The sequence below is a fragment of the Thalassospira lucentensis genome, assembly GCF_011806425.1.
In the GTDB taxonomy this organism is placed as follows: Bacteria; Pseudomonadota; Alphaproteobacteria; order Rhodospirillales; family Thalassospiraceae; genus Thalassospira; species Thalassospira lucentensis_B.
In genome coordinates this window covers 307067-321903 of record NZ_JAATOV010000005.1, presented here as the reverse complement: position 1 = coordinate 321903, position 14837 = coordinate 307067, and the positions used below count along the sequence as shown (strand labels likewise).

At 53.3% G+C, this 14837-nt stretch carries 15 protein-coding genes; 8 read left to right on the top strand and 7 right to left on the bottom strand.

The features are described from left to right. Window positions 1-12: 12 nt before the first annotated feature. Together HCZ99_RS16610 and amrS are read right to left on the bottom strand one after the other, a co-directional pair. A complete protein-coding gene (locus HCZ99_RS16610; RefSeq protein WP_167448125.1) occupies window positions 13-654 on the bottom strand; it encodes a shikimate kinase in 642 nt (213 codons plus the stop codon). Between the two features lie 122 nt (window positions 655-776). Next, the gene (amrS, locus tag HCZ99_RS16605) at window positions 777-1877 is read right to left on the bottom strand and encodes an AmmeMemoRadiSam system radical SAM enzyme (protein ID WP_167448124.1); all 1101 of its coding nucleotides are present in this window, start codon (window positions 1875-1877) and stop codon (window positions 777-779) included. A gap of 139 nt (window positions 1878-2016) precedes the next feature. Between amrS and HCZ99_RS16600 the strand changes: the two genes are divergently transcribed. The 5 genes from HCZ99_RS16600 (at window position 2017) to HCZ99_RS16580 (ending at window position 7773) form a co-directional block, all read left to right on the top strand. After that, window positions 2017-2523 carry a hypothetical protein gene (locus tag HCZ99_RS16600; RefSeq protein WP_167448123.1) on the top strand — a complete coding sequence of 169 codons (507 nt, stop codon included), beginning with the start codon at window positions 2017-2019 and terminating at the stop codon, window positions 2521-2523. Beyond that, complete coding sequence (gene amrB / locus HCZ99_RS16595; protein WP_167448122.1) at window positions 2520-4013, top strand: AmmeMemoRadiSam system protein B; 1494 nt, start codon at window positions 2520-2522, stop codon at window positions 4011-4013. The genes HCZ99_RS16600 and amrB overlap by 4 nt, the downstream gene beginning before the upstream one ends. Window positions 4014-4025: 12 nt before the next feature. Further along, complete coding sequence (locus HCZ99_RS16590; protein ID WP_167448153.1) at window positions 4026-4418, top strand: DUF2750 domain-containing protein; 393 nt, start codon at window positions 4026-4028, stop codon at window positions 4416-4418. 142 nt (window positions 4419-4560) lie between these two features. Beyond that, window positions 4561-5376 (top strand): 3'(2'),5'-bisphosphate nucleotidase CysQ, encoded by an 816-nt coding sequence (gene cysQ / locus HCZ99_RS16585; RefSeq protein ID WP_167448121.1) that lies wholly within the window; start codon window positions 4561-4563, stop codon window positions 5374-5376. 321 nt (window positions 5377-5697) lie between these two features. After that, window positions 5698-7773: a methyl-accepting chemotaxis protein gene (locus HCZ99_RS16580; RefSeq protein WP_167448120.1), complete on the top strand. Its 2076-nt coding sequence runs from the start codon at window positions 5698-5700 to the stop codon at window positions 7771-7773. A gap of 19 nt (window positions 7774-7792) precedes the next feature. Here the strand turns inward: HCZ99_RS16580 and HCZ99_RS16575 are convergent, their stop codons facing one another. Beyond that, entirely contained in the window at window positions 7793-8023 is a 231-nt protein-coding gene (locus HCZ99_RS16575) for a hypothetical protein (RefSeq protein WP_167448119.1), read from the bottom strand. Window positions 8024-8405: 382 nt separating this feature from the next. On the opposite strand from HCZ99_RS16575, the gene HCZ99_RS16570 reads away from it, so the two are divergent. The 3 genes from HCZ99_RS16570 (at window position 8406) to HCZ99_RS16560 (ending at window position 11704) form a co-directional block, all read left to right on the top strand. Then, window positions 8406-9434 carry an L-threonylcarbamoyladenylate synthase gene (locus HCZ99_RS16570; RefSeq protein WP_167448118.1) on the top strand — a complete coding sequence of 343 codons (1029 nt, stop codon included), beginning with the start codon at window positions 8406-8408 and terminating at the stop codon, window positions 9432-9434. A 16-nt stretch (window positions 9435-9450) separates the two neighbouring features. After that, window positions 9451-10863: an FAD-binding oxidoreductase gene (locus HCZ99_RS16565; RefSeq protein WP_167448117.1), complete on the top strand. Its 1413-nt coding sequence runs from the start codon at window positions 9451-9453 to the stop codon at window positions 10861-10863. Between the two features lie 91 nt (window positions 10864-10954). Next, on the top strand, window positions 10955-11704 hold the full coding sequence (locus tag HCZ99_RS16560; protein WP_167448116.1) for a DUF4336 domain-containing protein: 750 nt from the start codon (window positions 10955-10957) through the stop codon (window positions 11702-11704). 208 nt (window positions 11705-11912) lie between these two features. Here the strand turns inward: HCZ99_RS16560 and HCZ99_RS16555 are convergent, their stop codons facing one another. From HCZ99_RS16555 to HCZ99_RS16540, 4 genes are all read right to left on the bottom strand, one after another. Then, the gene (locus HCZ99_RS16555) at window positions 11913-12764 is read right to left on the bottom strand and encodes a 5'-nucleotidase, lipoprotein e(P4) family (RefSeq protein WP_167448115.1); all 852 of its coding nucleotides are present in this window, start codon (window positions 12762-12764) and stop codon (window positions 11913-11915) included. Between the two features lie 466 nt (window positions 12765-13230). Beyond that, on the bottom strand, window positions 13231-13545 hold the full coding sequence (locus tag HCZ99_RS16550) for an acylphosphatase (protein WP_167448114.1): 315 nt from the start codon (window positions 13543-13545) through the stop codon (window positions 13231-13233). 90 nt (window positions 13546-13635) lie between these two features. Beyond that, window positions 13636-14019, bottom strand: coding sequence for a DUF1244 domain-containing protein (locus HCZ99_RS16545; RefSeq protein WP_254869665.1), 384 nt, complete (start codon window positions 14017-14019; stop codon window positions 13636-13638). Then, the gene (locus HCZ99_RS16540; RefSeq protein ID WP_167448113.1) at window positions 14012-14761 is read right to left on the bottom strand and encodes an HAD family hydrolase; all 750 of its coding nucleotides are present in this window, start codon (window positions 14759-14761) and stop codon (window positions 14012-14014) included. The genes HCZ99_RS16545 and HCZ99_RS16540 overlap by 8 nt, the downstream gene beginning before the upstream one ends. Between the last annotated feature and the right edge of the window lie 76 nt (window positions 14762-14837).

Sequence of the window (14837 nt, the reverse complement as noted above, 5' to 3'; positions counted from 1 at the left end):
GCCCCAGACGATTTAAGCCGAACCGGAAGCCTTTTGCGCCCCATGTTTTGCCGGATGGAACTCCAGCATTTGAACAATCTGATCAACAGTATCCGCCGGGCAATCGTCTGATAGCGCGGTATGCTTCAAAAATCCTTCGTAAATTTTTATCCGTTCCAGGAATTTTTTACGTTCTTCTAACTCGTTTAAGCCAAATCCCCGGCCTGCTTGGCGCTTCGCGACTATATCTGCGGCCTTTTGGTGATCCAAAGAAGGAACGAGCAATACTGCAACACCTAAACGGTGAATATATTCCCGGTTTGCCTCAACAACCTCATCGGCCTCTTCAACAATCAAGAAACCTGAAGAAAGCGAAATCACCGTATTGGAGCGACAATTACTAATAACGTCGTTAAAGCAACGCGAATTCATGATCACATATTCGCGGTATCCAAAGTCGGAAATAAAATCACGGATATTTGCAACTTCCGAACAGAAATACTCATCAAGATCGACGAAATCATACCCGATACGATCCGATAGGTACTTTCCAGTCGTTGTCTTGCCCACGCCACCGGGACCGATCAGGAAGACAAAATCGTGAAAAGCACTTTCCTTTGCGGTTTTCTGGGGATGGGTGCGCTCTCTAGAAGACATCGTTTGTGCTTTAACCATTCGTAATCTGACATGCCTTTCTTAAAAGCCATGCGCGCCTTTTTGGGCCGCTCAGGTGATCTCGCCATCCTTTTGCAAGCTACCGATCCGAGGGCATGCGCAACAATTCAGCAATAGAAGCCTCATTGCGCGGGCGATTTAAGCCTTATGGGCAATCGTTTCCGTCCCCACGTGCCGGGTTTTGGCGCGAACACGCCCGCACAAGCCGTCCCGCATTGGGTGCAGCACCCTTGGGGATCAAGGTTCCAGTCCGATAACTGATACCAATCCCGGCCAATCAGGGTTTCGCCGCAAGCATGGCAATAAGTGCTGCTGGCCGTTTTGTCATGGACATTGCCGACATATGGATAGCGGATGCCGTTTTTAAGCGCGATGTCGCGCGCCCGGATCAGGGTGTCGGGCGGGGTGCGCGGATGATCCATCATTTTCCAATCGGGGTGGAATGCGGAAAAATGCATCGGCACATCGGGGCCAAGGTTTTCGCTGACCCAATCGGTCATAGCGTCAAATTCCGCGTCCCCGTCATTTTCGCCGGGGATCACCAAATTGGTCAGTTCAAACCACACCCCGGTTTCCTGTTTCAGGTATTTGAGCGTTTCAAGAACATCGTCCAAATGGGCCGAGCAAAGCTTGTGATAGAAATCCTCGGTAAAGCCCTTAAGGTCGACATTTGCCGCGTCCATATGGCGAAAGAACTCTTCGCGCGCCTTATCGCCGATATATCCCGCCGTCACCGCCACGGTGCGAATGCCGGCTTCGCGACAGGCTTGCGCAACATCAACCGCATATTCAAGGAAGATCACCGGATCGTTATAGGTAAAGGCCACCGCCAAACAGCCGTGATCCTTGGCGGTTTGCGCAATCATTTCCGGTGTCGCCAGCGATCCCAGTTGGTCCATCTGGCGTGCTTTGGAAATCTCGTGATTTTGGCAGAATTTGCAGGTCAGGTTACAGCCCGCCGTGCCAAACGACAGGATCGGCGATCCGGGCAAAAAGTGATTGAGCGGTTTCTTTTCAATCGGATCAATGCAAAAGCCAGATGACCGCCCCCACGTGGTCAAAACCATCTGATCGCCTTGGCGGGCGCGGACGAAGCACAGGCCCCGCTGCCCGTCATTAAGCTTACAAAAGCGCGGACAGACATCGCACTGAATACGGCCATCCTCAAGAGGATGCCAGTAGCGACCGGGGACGGTATCTGTGTGCGTTAACGGGGCGCTCATGGTTAGGACTTTCGCTTTGCAAAGCTTCCTCTTTGAAAATCTAGTCTCAATCGCTATCTTTTTCAAAAGGTCTTGTTTTTTCAGACAGATCTCTCGACACGTTCCAGTAACAAAACTCGCGAAAATTCAGGGTAGCTCATTGAGTATTTTGGAAAATCTTCTATCCGGCGATCCTCAAAAGGTTTGGGAAGCATCTTTTGATGTCAAGAATTTGCGCAACGAGGAAGAGCTCCGATCAATTGCAGATCATATTCAGGCGATAAAGAAAGCAACCAAAAACATCGATAAGGATAGCGGCTCGGACTTAATCACCAACAATTCCCCTTTGAGTTTTGCACTTCTGAAATTGAAATTTGTTAAGGATGCCGCCGGCTGTCAGTGTGAGCTTTACCCGAGCAACCCGTTTTTCAACCCAAACAAGGAGGCAGAGGAAGGGTTAATTATCATCTCGGATAAGGTCGAAGATGCGAAGAACTGGACAGCGGATTATCGATGTGCGTGCAAGAAATGCGGCAATAAATTCAAAGTCAAAAAAGTCGAATATCATGGTCCACTGTACGTTTGGACTAATCTCAGTCCGCCCAAGAAGAAACAGCCAGAGACTCTAATCAAGAAAACCATCAACTACGTCAGGAAGAGGCTATGACGACCATCATTCGCCCGCCTGCCGTTGCCGGAACGTTTTATCCGGCCGATGCCGATCTTTTGCGAAGCGAGATTGATGGGCTATTGGATGCGGCCATTCAGTCGGAACACGCGCAACGCGACACGATACCCAAGGCAATCATTGTGCCCCATGCCGGATTGATGTTTTCAGGCAGCCTTGCTGCCCTTGGCTTTGCCACGGTGCGCGCCCTTAAAGATACGGTAAAACGCATTGTGATTGTCGGCCCTGCGCATCGCATGGCGTTTCAGGGGATTGCGCTGGCCAAGGCGGATGGGTTTGCCACACCACTTGGCACGGTTAAATGTGATTTGGCGGGGCTTCAAAGTGCGCTTTCATGGCCGCAGGTTCAGATTTTAGATGACGCACACCGTCAAGAGCACGGGCTTGAGATTGAATTGCCGTTTATCCAGCGGCTTTTTGGCAAGGATAGCGATATCGCCATCGTGCCGTTGCTGGTCAGTCGCTGTGGCGCGCGCCACGTGCATGAATTGATAGAAGCGCTTTGGGGCGGGCCGGAAACCTTGATTGTGATTTCATCGGACCTGTCGCATTTCCATGATGACGCCACGGCGCAAAAAATGGATCGCCACACCCGCGATAAGATCGAACGGTTTGACGCCGAGGGGCTTGATACCAATGATGCCTGTGGCGCGTTGCCGATTGCCGGGATGTTGATGTCTGCGCGCAAACGCGGCATGCGGATCAAAACATTGGGCATGGCAAATTCCGGCGATGTGACCGGCGATAGATCCCGCGTTGTCGGGTACGGCGCGTGGGCGGTTTATACGGGGACGGAAAAAATGCGCGTGCAGCCAGAAGACGGGGCAAACACCACCGAAACATCAACCGGATTTGTTGGCACGACAGAGCATCTTTTGCGCGACCACGGGCCAGAGATGATTGACCTTGCGCGCCGGTCGATCTGGCATGCCATCCGCCATGACGGGCCGATGGCGGTTGACCGCACGGCGGTTTCACCGGCCCTGTTGAACGCAGGGGCGTGTTTTGTCACCTTGAAAAAATCCGGGCAGCTTCGCGGCTGCATCGGATCGGTGATGGCACATCAGGATTTGGCAACCGACCTTTGTGACAATGCCTTTAAGGCCGGGTTCCGTGATCCAAGATTTCCGCCATTGCAAGAATCTGAATTGACCGACGATCTGGAACTGTCGATTTCGGTTCTGTCGCCCGCACGTGATTTTCCATTTAGTGATGAGGCCGATCTGATTGCCAAGCTGACGCCGTTTGAGGATGGAATTATTTTATCAGAGGGCAACAAACGCGGCCTTTTCCTGCCGCAAGTGTGGGAGCAACTGCCCAACCCCGCCGATTTCCTTGCGCATTTAAAACGTAAGGCGGGCCTGCCGCTGGATCATTGGTCGGAACGCATGCGCGCGCAACGGTTTGTGACGCGCGGCATTTCGGGTAAGGATATCGCCAACACAGATTTCTGGCAGACCGAGATTTAAAGGACCAAGACCATTTCAGCGCAGACAAATTCAACGCAAACCAATCCCGCCCCAAACACCGATCGTTACACCGACTTCCTGACCGCCGTTGCCGATTTCGAAGGCGTTTGGGGGCTTTATCGCAATGGCTGGCTGATTTATCCCGGTGCCGACGACCAAGCCTTTTGCCCGTTTTTCCCATCACAGGATACGGCTACTGATTGGGAAGAAGGTGCCAAAACCGGTTATATCCCAACGGCAATTACCTTGGTTGAGCTGATGGAAGGGGTTTTGCCCGACCTTGCGAAAAACAATGTCGCGGCGGGCATTTTCCCAACCCGGACGGACGGGCCGTTTTTGCCATCCCATGATCAGCTTCATCGTGATTTGATCACGGCCTTTAAAGCCAGCCTGGGCGGTAAATAGCTGTCATTATCCCAAAACACGCCATTCCAAATTACCCGCCCTATTGCTGGCGCAATGTCGGCATGATTGCGGACTAGACCGGAATGGAAAAATTGCCTATGCCGGTTTTATCATTCTTTTCACGCGAACAAACGAGACACACATGACAACTGCCCTGCCCGCCAGTGCCGATGCCCTTGAAAACGGCCTGACCGAAATCGCCCGTCTGGCTGGGGCGGCGATCATGAACATCTATAAAACCGATTTTGATGTCCGTTCGAAGGATGATGCATCGCCCGTGACAGAGGCCGATGACGCCGCCGAGGCGATTATTTTGCCGGGCCTGCGTGCTTTGACGCCGGATATTAAAATCGTTTCGGAAGAAAGTGCCGCCAAGGGGGATGTGCCCGATGTGGATGGGGACACCGATTTCTTTTGGTTGGTCGATCCGCTTGATGGCACCAAGGAATTCATCAAACGCAACGGCGAATTTACCGTCAATATCGCCCTGATTGCCAAGGGTCAGCCGGTACTGGGTGTGGTTTATGCCCCTGCCCTTGATAAGCTTTATTACGGCGATCCAAGCGGTGCGAAATTGATCGAGGGCGACATTACCCCGGAAATTCAAAAGATCGCCGTGCGTGACATGCCTGAAGACGGTGTTGTTGTCGTTGGATCCCGATCACATGGCGATCCAGAAGCCATGAAGTCCTTTCTGGGGAGTCTCAAGGTCAAGGAACTGCGCCCGGCGGGAAGTTCATTGAAACTTTGCTTGCTTGCGACCGGTGAAGCCGATTTGTATCCGCGCCTTGGCCCGACCATGGAATGGGACATTGGCGCGGGTCATGCGGTGTTAAAAGCGGCTGGCGGCGTGGTTGAAAATATGGATGGATCGCAATTCCAATACGGCAAAGCCGATTTCCGCAATCCGTTCTTTATCGCCCGCAGCCCATCCGTTCCGGTGACCTATCAGACGTAAGCATCACGACAGCAGCATCTAAACAACACATCAGAACCGAGCCCCGAGGACCACGTCCCGGGGCTCGTTTTGTATCTTCCCCATAAATGCCGACCAGTCGGTCAGATGCATGATGCATGACCACCGCCCCAACTTATCGCATGTGATCGATTGCATCTTTGTGTGCGATTTTCAGATCGGCGCGGCGAACTTTTTACAAAAAAACCAAGTTATTTCAGTCTGCTTCTTGAAATCACCCTGTGGCGCGCAAAAATTGTATATCGATAGATTGTATTATGCATTTGGATGATACCGCACCGCCCTTTGGGAGACATACGTTAGATGTTCCGGAAATCGATTTCCCGCCTGATCATATCGTTACAAAGCCTTTTGCTTATTGGCTTTGTCAGTGTGACGGGGGTTTTGGCGTTTATGAGCTGGCATAGCTCGGACAACGCATCTGCGATTTTGAATGCAACGCGCGCTGATCAGTCGCTCTTTTCAGCCGTTCTTGGCGTAAGGCAGCAGATTTCCAAAACGCAGACCGCGTTGGTGTCGCAAGACGACCCGACGGCGGCCTTTGCCGAAACCCGCGCCATTGCAGATGAAAGTTTCGACACCGCCATGGCCGCGCTTGAAACTGTGAAGATTGATGGCGTTGACGAGCATATCGCCAAACTTCAGGCGGCATGGGCGGAACAGAACAGTCAGGAAGCAAAAATTGACGCGCTGACGAAGCTTCCCAGAGACCAGCGCAGCGTGCCCGAGGTCAAGGAATGGTCAAATTCGGTGCGGGCTGTTGTGAATACCATTTTGGAAGTATCGCTTGCCGTCGGGAACAATGTCCGCCTCCTTGATCCGTTTGTTGGCGAAATGATCCAGGTCCGGCGTGCCGCATGGATGGTTCGCGACAGGTTCGGCAGCCAATGTTCGCTTTTGCGTCCGTATGTCGCAAACAATGAGCCGCTTACCGCTGAGGCCTTTGCCAGCTGGAACCAGCGCAAGGGTGCTTATCAGCTTATGTGGCAGGAAATTGATGACGTCATGGCGCGCCCGGGCATTCCCAAGGCCCTGCTAAAAGCGGTTCAAGTCGCAGAAGAAGCAACGAAATCCACACAGGCAAAACTCAATGACCTGCAGGCCAGCTTGAATGGCGGCACGGCACCGGCAATGGCCGCGGCGGATTATAGCGCCCTTTGTAATGGCCCGTTTGATCAGATTGTTGATGTCGGTCAGATCGCCATGAAAGAAGCCGTTCTGAGTGCCGAGGACAAAAAAACATCCGCCACGATTGCATTGGTTGTGGTGATCATCTGCCTTATCCTTGCGCTTGCCCTTTCGGCATTTGCGATTTCATCGGTCTTACGGCGTTTCTCGAACCCGATTGGCGACCTGATGGTGGATGTCGAACGTCTTTCGCACGCAGATTACACAACCGAGGTCACAGAAACCGGCGCGCCCGATGAACTGGGTCGTCTTGCAAGTGCCCTTGAGGAGCTTCGTAAAAATGCGTTGCAGACCGAAGAACTGCGCGCAGCACAACAAAAAGCCCAGCAAGAGCAAATTGAAAAAGGCAAACAACTTTCCGAGGCTGTCAGTGCCTTTGAACAGGGTTCAGCACGCATTGTAACCGCAGTGCGCCACGCATCGGGTGACATGCATGGCAACGCCGAACACCTGTCGACCATTGCGGAAAATACCGATCAGCGCACGCAGGTGGTTGCCACCGCATCGGGTGAAGCATCCAGCAATGTGCAAACCGTTGCAGCCGCATCCGAGGAACTGAGTGCATCAATCATTGAGGTGAACCAGCAAATCAACGGTTCATCGCGTATGGCCAACGATGCGGTGGATGAAGTTGAACAAACCAACCAGTCATTTGCCGAGCTTCGCGAAGCCGCAGACAAGATTGGCGAGGTTGTTGAGCTGATCCAGAACATCGCGTCGCAGACCAACCTTTTGGCCTTGAACGCAACGATCGAAGCCGCCCGTGCTGGTGATGCCGGCAAAGGCTTTGCCGTGGTTGCCAACGAGGTCAAAACCCTTGCCACTCAGACGCACAAGGCGACCGAGGAAATCTCGGGCCAGATTGGCGGCATGCAGACCGCTGTTGGTCTGTGTATTGATGCGATTACCGGGATCGGCACAAAGATCCACGCGATCAACGAGGCGATTTCCGCCATCGCTGCCGCGACCGAGGAACAATCATCGGCCACCCAGGAAATTGCCCGAAATGTCCAGCATGCCGCCACCGGCACGTCGGAAGTTTCGGACAACATTGCCTCGGTGACCGAAATGGCCCGCGACACACGACAAATGTCAGACGAGGTGTTGAAAGCGTCAGCCGAGCTTTCAAGCCAGGCCGACGCCCTTGGCCGTGAGGTTGAGGACTTCCTGTCACGCGTTCGCGGCATCTGATCTGATCAAAGTCACCGGGTCATCCGGGCGGAGCGATCCGCGATAATTTCACAAAAAACGGGCAGCGCATTAAACCGCTGCCCGTTTTTTCTTGGCGATCCTGGTGGCGATAAGGCGCATCAATGGGATAAAATTCATTTCGCAGCAGCACCCTTAAACCGAATTTCCCAGCATCCTCATCAGCTTGTCGATTGCGCAGCGCACCAATGATATTTGGCAAGCTCCAACACAAATTCAAAACCCGCGCCAAACCGCAGTTTCATTGACTTTTACGGCATTTTACGCTATAAAATAATTATCGCCACACAACGTGTAGGTGACGTAAATAGCCGCCGGAATCACGGCGACGCGGTCCGGGTTCACTTCCGCGGAGCGAGGCCGGGCTAGAGCGTAAATTGGCGCCGCCATTCTGTATGGCGGCGCTGCGCTTTTTGGGGGATATTGCCCTGCCCGCCTTTTGGTTCTCGGTGCCATCTTCTGGTAATCTCTAAGCTCTTTTCTGATCTGTTTTTCGTTCTTTCTTGCCAATTTTTTCGCGTCGAATGGGGCTTGGGCATTTGTTCGTCCTTGTCATGGACGCGCTTCATCGCTAGGTATTTCAAGACACTGGATTTTTTCATTGGCGGTAAAGCATGTCCCCTGCACTGACCATTCGTCCGTATTCCGAAGGTGCCCTTAGCCAAGCAGCCGCGAAGCTGCGCGCCGGTGAGTTGGTCGCATTCCCGACCGAGACGGTTTATGGACTGGGTGCGGATGCGACAAATGCCGATGCGGTCGCCGCAATTTTCGCCGCCAAGCAACGTCCCAGCTTTAACCCGCTGATCAGCCATTTCCCCGACCGTGATGCCGCCGCCAAACAGGCGGTGTTTGATGCACGTGCGGATATGCTGGCCAAGGAATTTTGGCCCGGTGCCTTAACACTGGTTTTAAAAAAGCAATCAGACAGCACAGTGTGCGAACTGACCACCGCGGGCCTGCCCAGCATTGCCGTGCGTGTTCCCGCCCACCCGATGGCGCGTGAATTGCTGCGCGCGGTTGGTCGGCCCGTCGCCGCCCCATCTGCCAATCGGTCCGGGCGCATCAGCCCAACCACCGCGGGCCACGTCGCCCATTCACTGGGCAGTGCGATCGGGATGATATTGGATGGCGGTCCATGTGGGGTTGGCCTTGAAAGCACGGTAATTGACCTGACCACGGACCGGGTGGTGATGTTGCGTCCCGGTGGGATCACGGCCGAGCAAGTCGCCAAAGTCCTTGGCACCGAGGTCGTTATGGCCGAAACCGATGATACGGCCCCCAAAAGCCCCGGCATGATGACCAGCCACTATGCGCCGGGTTTGCCGGTGCGTCTTGAGGCCACCGCCGCCGACACCGCGAAATATGGCCATGAAGTCCTTTTGGGGTTTGGTGATTGCGCGACCAAGGGGTTTGACGCCGTTTTGTGGCTGTCGAAAACCGGCGACGATGTTGAGGCCGCGGCCAATCTGTTTGCCAAGCTGCATGAAGCCGATCAAAAACAGTTTGATGGCATTGCGATCGCGCCGATCCCCGATATCGGTCTTGGCGTTGCGATCAATGACCGCATGAAACGCGCCAGCGCACCGCGTGCGCCAGCGGCTTCGTCATCCGACACATCTTCATCAAATTCCAAATCCCCATAAGCGGAGCCATCGCATCATGTCCCGCCCAAGCGATGCCGCACTTTTGGAACTGAAAAACCTGCTTGGCCCCAAGGGGTTTAGCATGGACGAAGATGTTTTAGCGCAGCATAACGCAGAAGCACGTTGCAAGTTTGACGGCAAGGCGGAAATCATCCTGTTTCCTGCGCGTACTGATGAGGTCGCCAAGGCGGTTGCAATCTGTGCAGCGAACGATATCGCCATTGTGCCGCAAGGCGGCAATACCGGGCGATGTGGCGGGGCTGTCGCCGATCAGCATCAGGTGATCTTAAACCTGAAACGCATGAACAAGATTACCGATTTGGATGCCCGCGACTTTACCGTCACCGTGGGAGCCGGCGCGATCTTAAAATCCATTCAGGATGCCGCCGCCACACATGATCTTTTATTCCCGCTAAGCTTAGGTGCGGAGGGCAGCTGCCAGATCGGGGGCAACCTTGCGACCAATGCTGGTGGTTTGAATGTCATTCGTTATGGCAATACGCGTGATTTGGTGCTGGGGCTTGAGGTTGTTTTACCCGATGGCAGCATTTGGAACGGGCTTTCAAAACTGCGCAAGGACAATACTGGTTATGACCTGCGGCATTTGTTTATCGGGGCCGAAGGCACACTTGGGATTATCACCAAGGCGACCTTAAAGCTGTTTCCACAGCCAAAACATATCGCCACCGCATGGGTCGCGGTTCCAACGCCCGATGCCGCACTTGATCTGCTGGCCCTTGCCCGGCGCGACAGTGGCGATGCGATTTCCGCGTTTGAGCTGATGAGCAGCTTTGCCCATGATACATCCGTCACGCATTTGCCCAACATCACCCGCCCCCTTGCCAGCAACACCGACTGGCATGTTTTGATCGAACTGACATCATCGCGCCCCGGTGATGATTTAAACACGCTTTTGATCGACATTTTAGACACCGCCATGACCGCTGGTTTTGCGACGGACGCCACTGTTGCCCAATCGGATGCGCAGCGCAAAAACCTGTGGGCCATCCGTGAAGGCATTCCCGAAGCACAAGGATTTGAAGGGGCCAGCATCAAGCATGATGTGTCGGTGCCAGTGTCAAAGGTGCCCGATCTTTTGACAAGCGGCATGACGGCGGCGACGGACCTTATCCCCGGGATACGCCCCTGCCCGTTTGGGCATGTCGGGGACGGCAACATACATTTTAATTTCAGCCAACCGACCGATATGGCCAAACCCGATTATCTGGCGCGCTGGGAAGACCTTAACCGGGTCATCCATGACATTGTCACCGATCTTGGCGGATCCATCAGTGCAGAGCACGGGATTGGCCGCCTTAAACGCGATGAACTGGCCCATTATGCCAGTGCGGAAAAAATGAAATTATTGCGCGCGATCAAGACAGCCATCGATCCAGATGATAGGCTTAATCCCGGTAAAGTGATCTAACGTCGCCAGACGCATTTCTTTTGCCGCCCACCTACTTTTGTCACTTCGCCACTTCCTCACCGGCTCATCTTTCCAAATCAAAGACCGTCCCATGTTCACAGTTGATACTTACACCCCGCTTGATCAGGCAAAACCAATTGGCAAGGATATCTGGATCTTTGATGGTCCGGTGATCGGCTTTAAATATGCCGGGCTTAAATTGCCGTTTCCAACCCGCATGACTGTCATCCGCCTTGCAGATGGCAAGCTGTTTGTGCATTCGCCCATTCGCCTAAATGAGGTGCTTAAGGCCGAAATTGATGCACTGGGTGAGGTTGCCTATTTGATTGCGCCCAACACCATCCATTACGCCAGCGTACCTGACTGGCAAAAGGCATATCCAAATGCCAAGGCTTTCTGTGCACCGGGTGTGATCAAACGCGCAAAATCGGTTGGTATTGCCGTTTCCTTTGATGCGGAGCTTGCCGATACAGCCGAAACCGAATGGGCGTCAGAAATCGAACAGGTTATGGTACGCGGCAGCTATTTGAACGAAGCGGTGTTTTTCCACACAGCATCGAAAACCCTGATCCTGACCGATCTGATTGAAAATTTCGAAGCGCCGAAAATCAAAAGCCCCATCTGGCGATTTATGGTGAAAATGGTTGGCACCATGGCCCCACACGGCAGCACCCCGCGTGACATGCGCCTGACCTTTGCCGGGCATAAGGATGGGCTGCGCAAGGCGGTTGAAACCATGATTGCCTGGACCCCGGAATATGTCGTTCTGGCCCATGGGAAGTGTTATGCGCAAAATGCGGTGAACGAGCTTAAACGCGCCTTTTCGTGGGTTTTGAAATAGGCGGCGGAATTTGATCGCGATGTTTGGTGGAGACGGTCTGTTTCATAACATCCTTGCTTAATCGCGGGGGGACGTAAAGCAGCACGGGGGTGGGGGTGATAAAACCCTAGCACCCTTTCAATCAGAAAATGAACCCTCTATATCGCCATAAAAAAGAGGCGCCCGAAAACTCGGACGCCCCATAAATCAGTGTGTTTTAAAAGATCGCTTATTCAGCCGGGCCAGCCCATGGTGCCATGCTGTTGATCTTATCCTGACGGCGTTCGCCGCCCGATTTACCCCAATCACCGCCAAAGGCCGATGCTTCCCATGAGCCATAGCTTGGGTTCGGCAGCATGAACCAACGTTCACCCCAGTAGGTGTTGTATTTGTTCATGACATCAAGACGTTCTGCGAGGGTGCCGTCTTCGTCAGTGAAGTCACCAAGGTTGTCACCAAACTGCATGATAACGCGGTAATTATCGGACACCGCCTGACGGCGCGGGGTTTTGTTTGAGCCCCATTCTTCGACTTCGCCGCGCAGCATAACGTGCTTGTCATCTGCGTAAGGGAAGCCGAATTTTTTCAGGTTTTCGATGGTCGATTCTTCTTCTGGTGCTTTGCGGTTTGACACGTAAAACACTTCAACACCCTTTTCGGCAGCGGCCTTGGTGAATTCAAGTGCCCCCGGGGTCGGGGTTGAAACCGTGTCATGGACGAAAGCCGCCCAGGTTTTGGAACTGTAATGGGTGTTTTCGGCGACAACCCATGCCTGATAGGCAGAGTTATCAAGAACCGTCTCATCGACATCCAAAATAACCGCTGGCGGCTTTGCGCTGTAATTGCCGCCCTGCTCAAGTGCTGCGGTCCAGCTGTGATCACCAATGGCGGCAGGCAACAAACGGGTCGCACCGGCATAGACCGACATTGCGGTTGCCTTGTATTCCACCGAAGTTTGAAGCCACAACGTGCCGTTCAGGCCATCATTTTGTGCGGGTTCCTGTGCATTCGCCCCAAAGGCACACAGTGCGCTGGTCGCCATGATGGCAGCCACACCAAATGATCTTGCGATAAATGTCATTTTTTAGTCTCCCTGTTGATTTCCCGTTTGATGGCATGCTGACCACACAGACAGGATGATACCAGACGATGATGACAAATACCCATAGAGACGTCTTCCCAAGCTTTTCGGTTAAGAGCAATCGACGCAGCGATGCAGGGCATCGGAAGGCGATTACGATGCCCCCCCCCCGAAAACCTTGGGAAGACGCCGTTCCGGTTATCTCGGCGATTTATCGGAGGGCGTCAGAACGCCTTGACGATACACCATATCGCCTGCGGCATTCTTCCTGCCCGAAAAATCGCTGAGATAATCTCTATGGGTATTTGTCATCATCGTCTGGTATTTCAGCATGCCATTGCACTGCGGCAAAGAGAAAGCATTTTTCAACAAACATGTCGAAAAATGCTTTTGTGACAGGTGTGATAATAACGCCAAAGGTAGATAAAGCGGCCCGTTTCGCAAGGCTTGTTTAGATGTGCTGTGCCTACGCCGTTGGGCGTTTTTCAAACACAGAAAACCCGTCTTCAAGGGCGGGTTCTTCGTGAATGCGATCAACGCGGGCATGCGTCGGGCCGTCATGGCAGGCGGTAATCATGGAGGTCACGGCCTCCACCGGGCCGCAAAACACGGCTTCGACCGTGCCGTCATTGCGGTTGCGCACCCAGCCGGTCAAACCGCGCTTGGTCGCTTGCTCGACCGTCCAGGCACGGTACCAAACACCCTGCACCCGGCCTTCGATCCGGGCATGAACGGCAATGTTTCCTGATCCCGTTGCCGGATCTGGGCGTGTGTCGGTCATGGGAATACCTTCCTGCTTGCAGATGTGGCTGGCCTCATGCCGCTATTCTAGACGGCAATGTTACTTGGCGTTATTGGGCGTTCCTTAACGTTACTTGGCACCCGGAATTTTGGCGTGCAGATGGGCGGTGTCCTGAAACTTTTGTTTCTGTTCTTCGGATGCTGGGGCCTGATGATTGTCTTTCCACGCATCATAGGTCATGCCATAGACGACTTCGCGTACGCCATCATAATCCATTGCCACACCCTTTTCACGGGCAGCAGCCAGATACCATTTTGCCAGACAGTTACGGCAAAAACCGGCCAAGTTCATCAAATCGATGTTTTGCACATCTTTGCGGTCCTGAAGATGGCCAACCAGTCCGCGAAAGGCTGCAGCTTCGAGTTCCAGCTTGGTCTGCGGATCAAGGTCGACGGCAGGCCCATTGGCCAAGGATGCCGCTGTCGACATTTCAGAGCCCGCGCAATCAGACATTTTCCATGCTCCCGGTCGCACCGATTTTGACGGTGCCATCTTGTTCAAGTTTTGCGATCGTATCGGGCACATCGGCAATTGTTTCGACCGTGACAATGGCATCATTATCAATTTCGGTCTGATCGACCATTTCATGCACCCACGTGATTTCATAGGGAATGTGGATCGCAGAACCACCGCACGCAAGGACCGGCAGAATATCGGATTTCATCGAATTGCCGATCATTACGGCTTCTTCGGGTTCAACGCCATAGCGCGCAAAGATGTTGCGATAGGTCAGCGGATCTTTTTCTGAGACAATCTCAATGCCATCAAACAAATCCTCAAACCCGGACCGGTCGATTTTAAGCTGCTGGGCAATCAAGTCACCCTTGGTGATCAGCACAAGCTTGGCATCATTTCGTTTGGCGAAATGTCGCAATACGCTATCCGCCCCTTCAATAATCCGGGTTGGCGCGCGCAACATCGCCTTACCGGTTTCGGCAAGTTTGTGAATGTCTTCGGCGCTGATTTTACGATCAGAAAGCTCAATCGCGGTTTCGATCATCGACAGGGTAAAGCCCGTCACCCCATAGCCATAGATCGAAAGATTGGCCAATTCCGCCTGATAAAGACGATCATTCACCTGATCGGCATCGACATAGTGGCTGAGAAGTTCACGCAACTGAATATGGGCTTCACGGAAAAGCGGCTCGTTATGCCAAAGGGTATCGTCACCGTCAAAAGCAATCAGTTTATACATAGATACGCCTCGTTTCTTGTTCTTGGATGGCCGAACATAACAGCTCTACAGCCTCGATCAGCGACCATATGGCACG

Excerpts from the sequence above, each read along its gene's own strand:
- HCZ99_RS16555 (WP_167448115.1), bottom strand. The coding sequence starts at position 12,764 with ATGACATTTATCGCAAGATCATTTGGTGTGGCTGCCATCATGGCGACC.
- amrB (WP_167448122.1), top strand. The coding sequence starts at position 2,520 with ATGACGACCATCATTCGCCCGCCTGCCGTTGCCGGAACGTTTTATCCG.
- HCZ99_RS16610 (WP_167448125.1), bottom strand. The coding sequence starts at position 654 with ATGGTTAAAGCACAAACGATGTCTTCTAGAGAGCGCACCCATCCCCAG.
- HCZ99_RS16550 (WP_167448114.1), bottom strand. The coding sequence starts at position 13,545 with ATGACCGACACACGCCCAGATCCGGCAACGGGATCAGGAAACATTGCC.
- HCZ99_RS16545 (WP_254869665.1), bottom strand. The coding sequence starts at position 14,019 with ATGTCTGATTGCGCGGGCTCTGAAATGTCGACAGCGGCATCCTTGGCC.
- amrS (WP_167448124.1), bottom strand. The coding sequence starts at position 1,877 with ATGAGCGCCCCGTTAACGCACACAGATACCGTCCCCGGTCGCTACTGG.
- HCZ99_RS16570 (WP_167448118.1), top strand. The coding sequence starts at position 8,406 with ATGTCCCCTGCACTGACCATTCGTCCGTATTCCGAAGGTGCCCTTAGC.
- HCZ99_RS16540 (WP_167448113.1), bottom strand. The coding sequence starts at position 14,761 with ATGTATAAACTGATTGCTTTTGACGGTGACGATACCCTTTGGCATAAC.
- cysQ (WP_167448121.1), top strand. The coding sequence starts at position 4,561 with ATGACAACTGCCCTGCCCGCCAGTGCCGATGCCCTTGAAAACGGCCTG.
- HCZ99_RS16565 (WP_167448117.1), top strand. The coding sequence starts at position 9,451 with ATGTCCCGCCCAAGCGATGCCGCACTTTTGGAACTGAAAAACCTGCTT.
- HCZ99_RS16560 (WP_167448116.1), top strand. The coding sequence starts at position 10,955 with ATGTTCACAGTTGATACTTACACCCCGCTTGATCAGGCAAAACCAATT.
- HCZ99_RS16580 (WP_167448120.1), top strand. The coding sequence starts at position 5,698 with ATGTTCCGGAAATCGATTTCCCGCCTGATCATATCGTTACAAAGCCTT.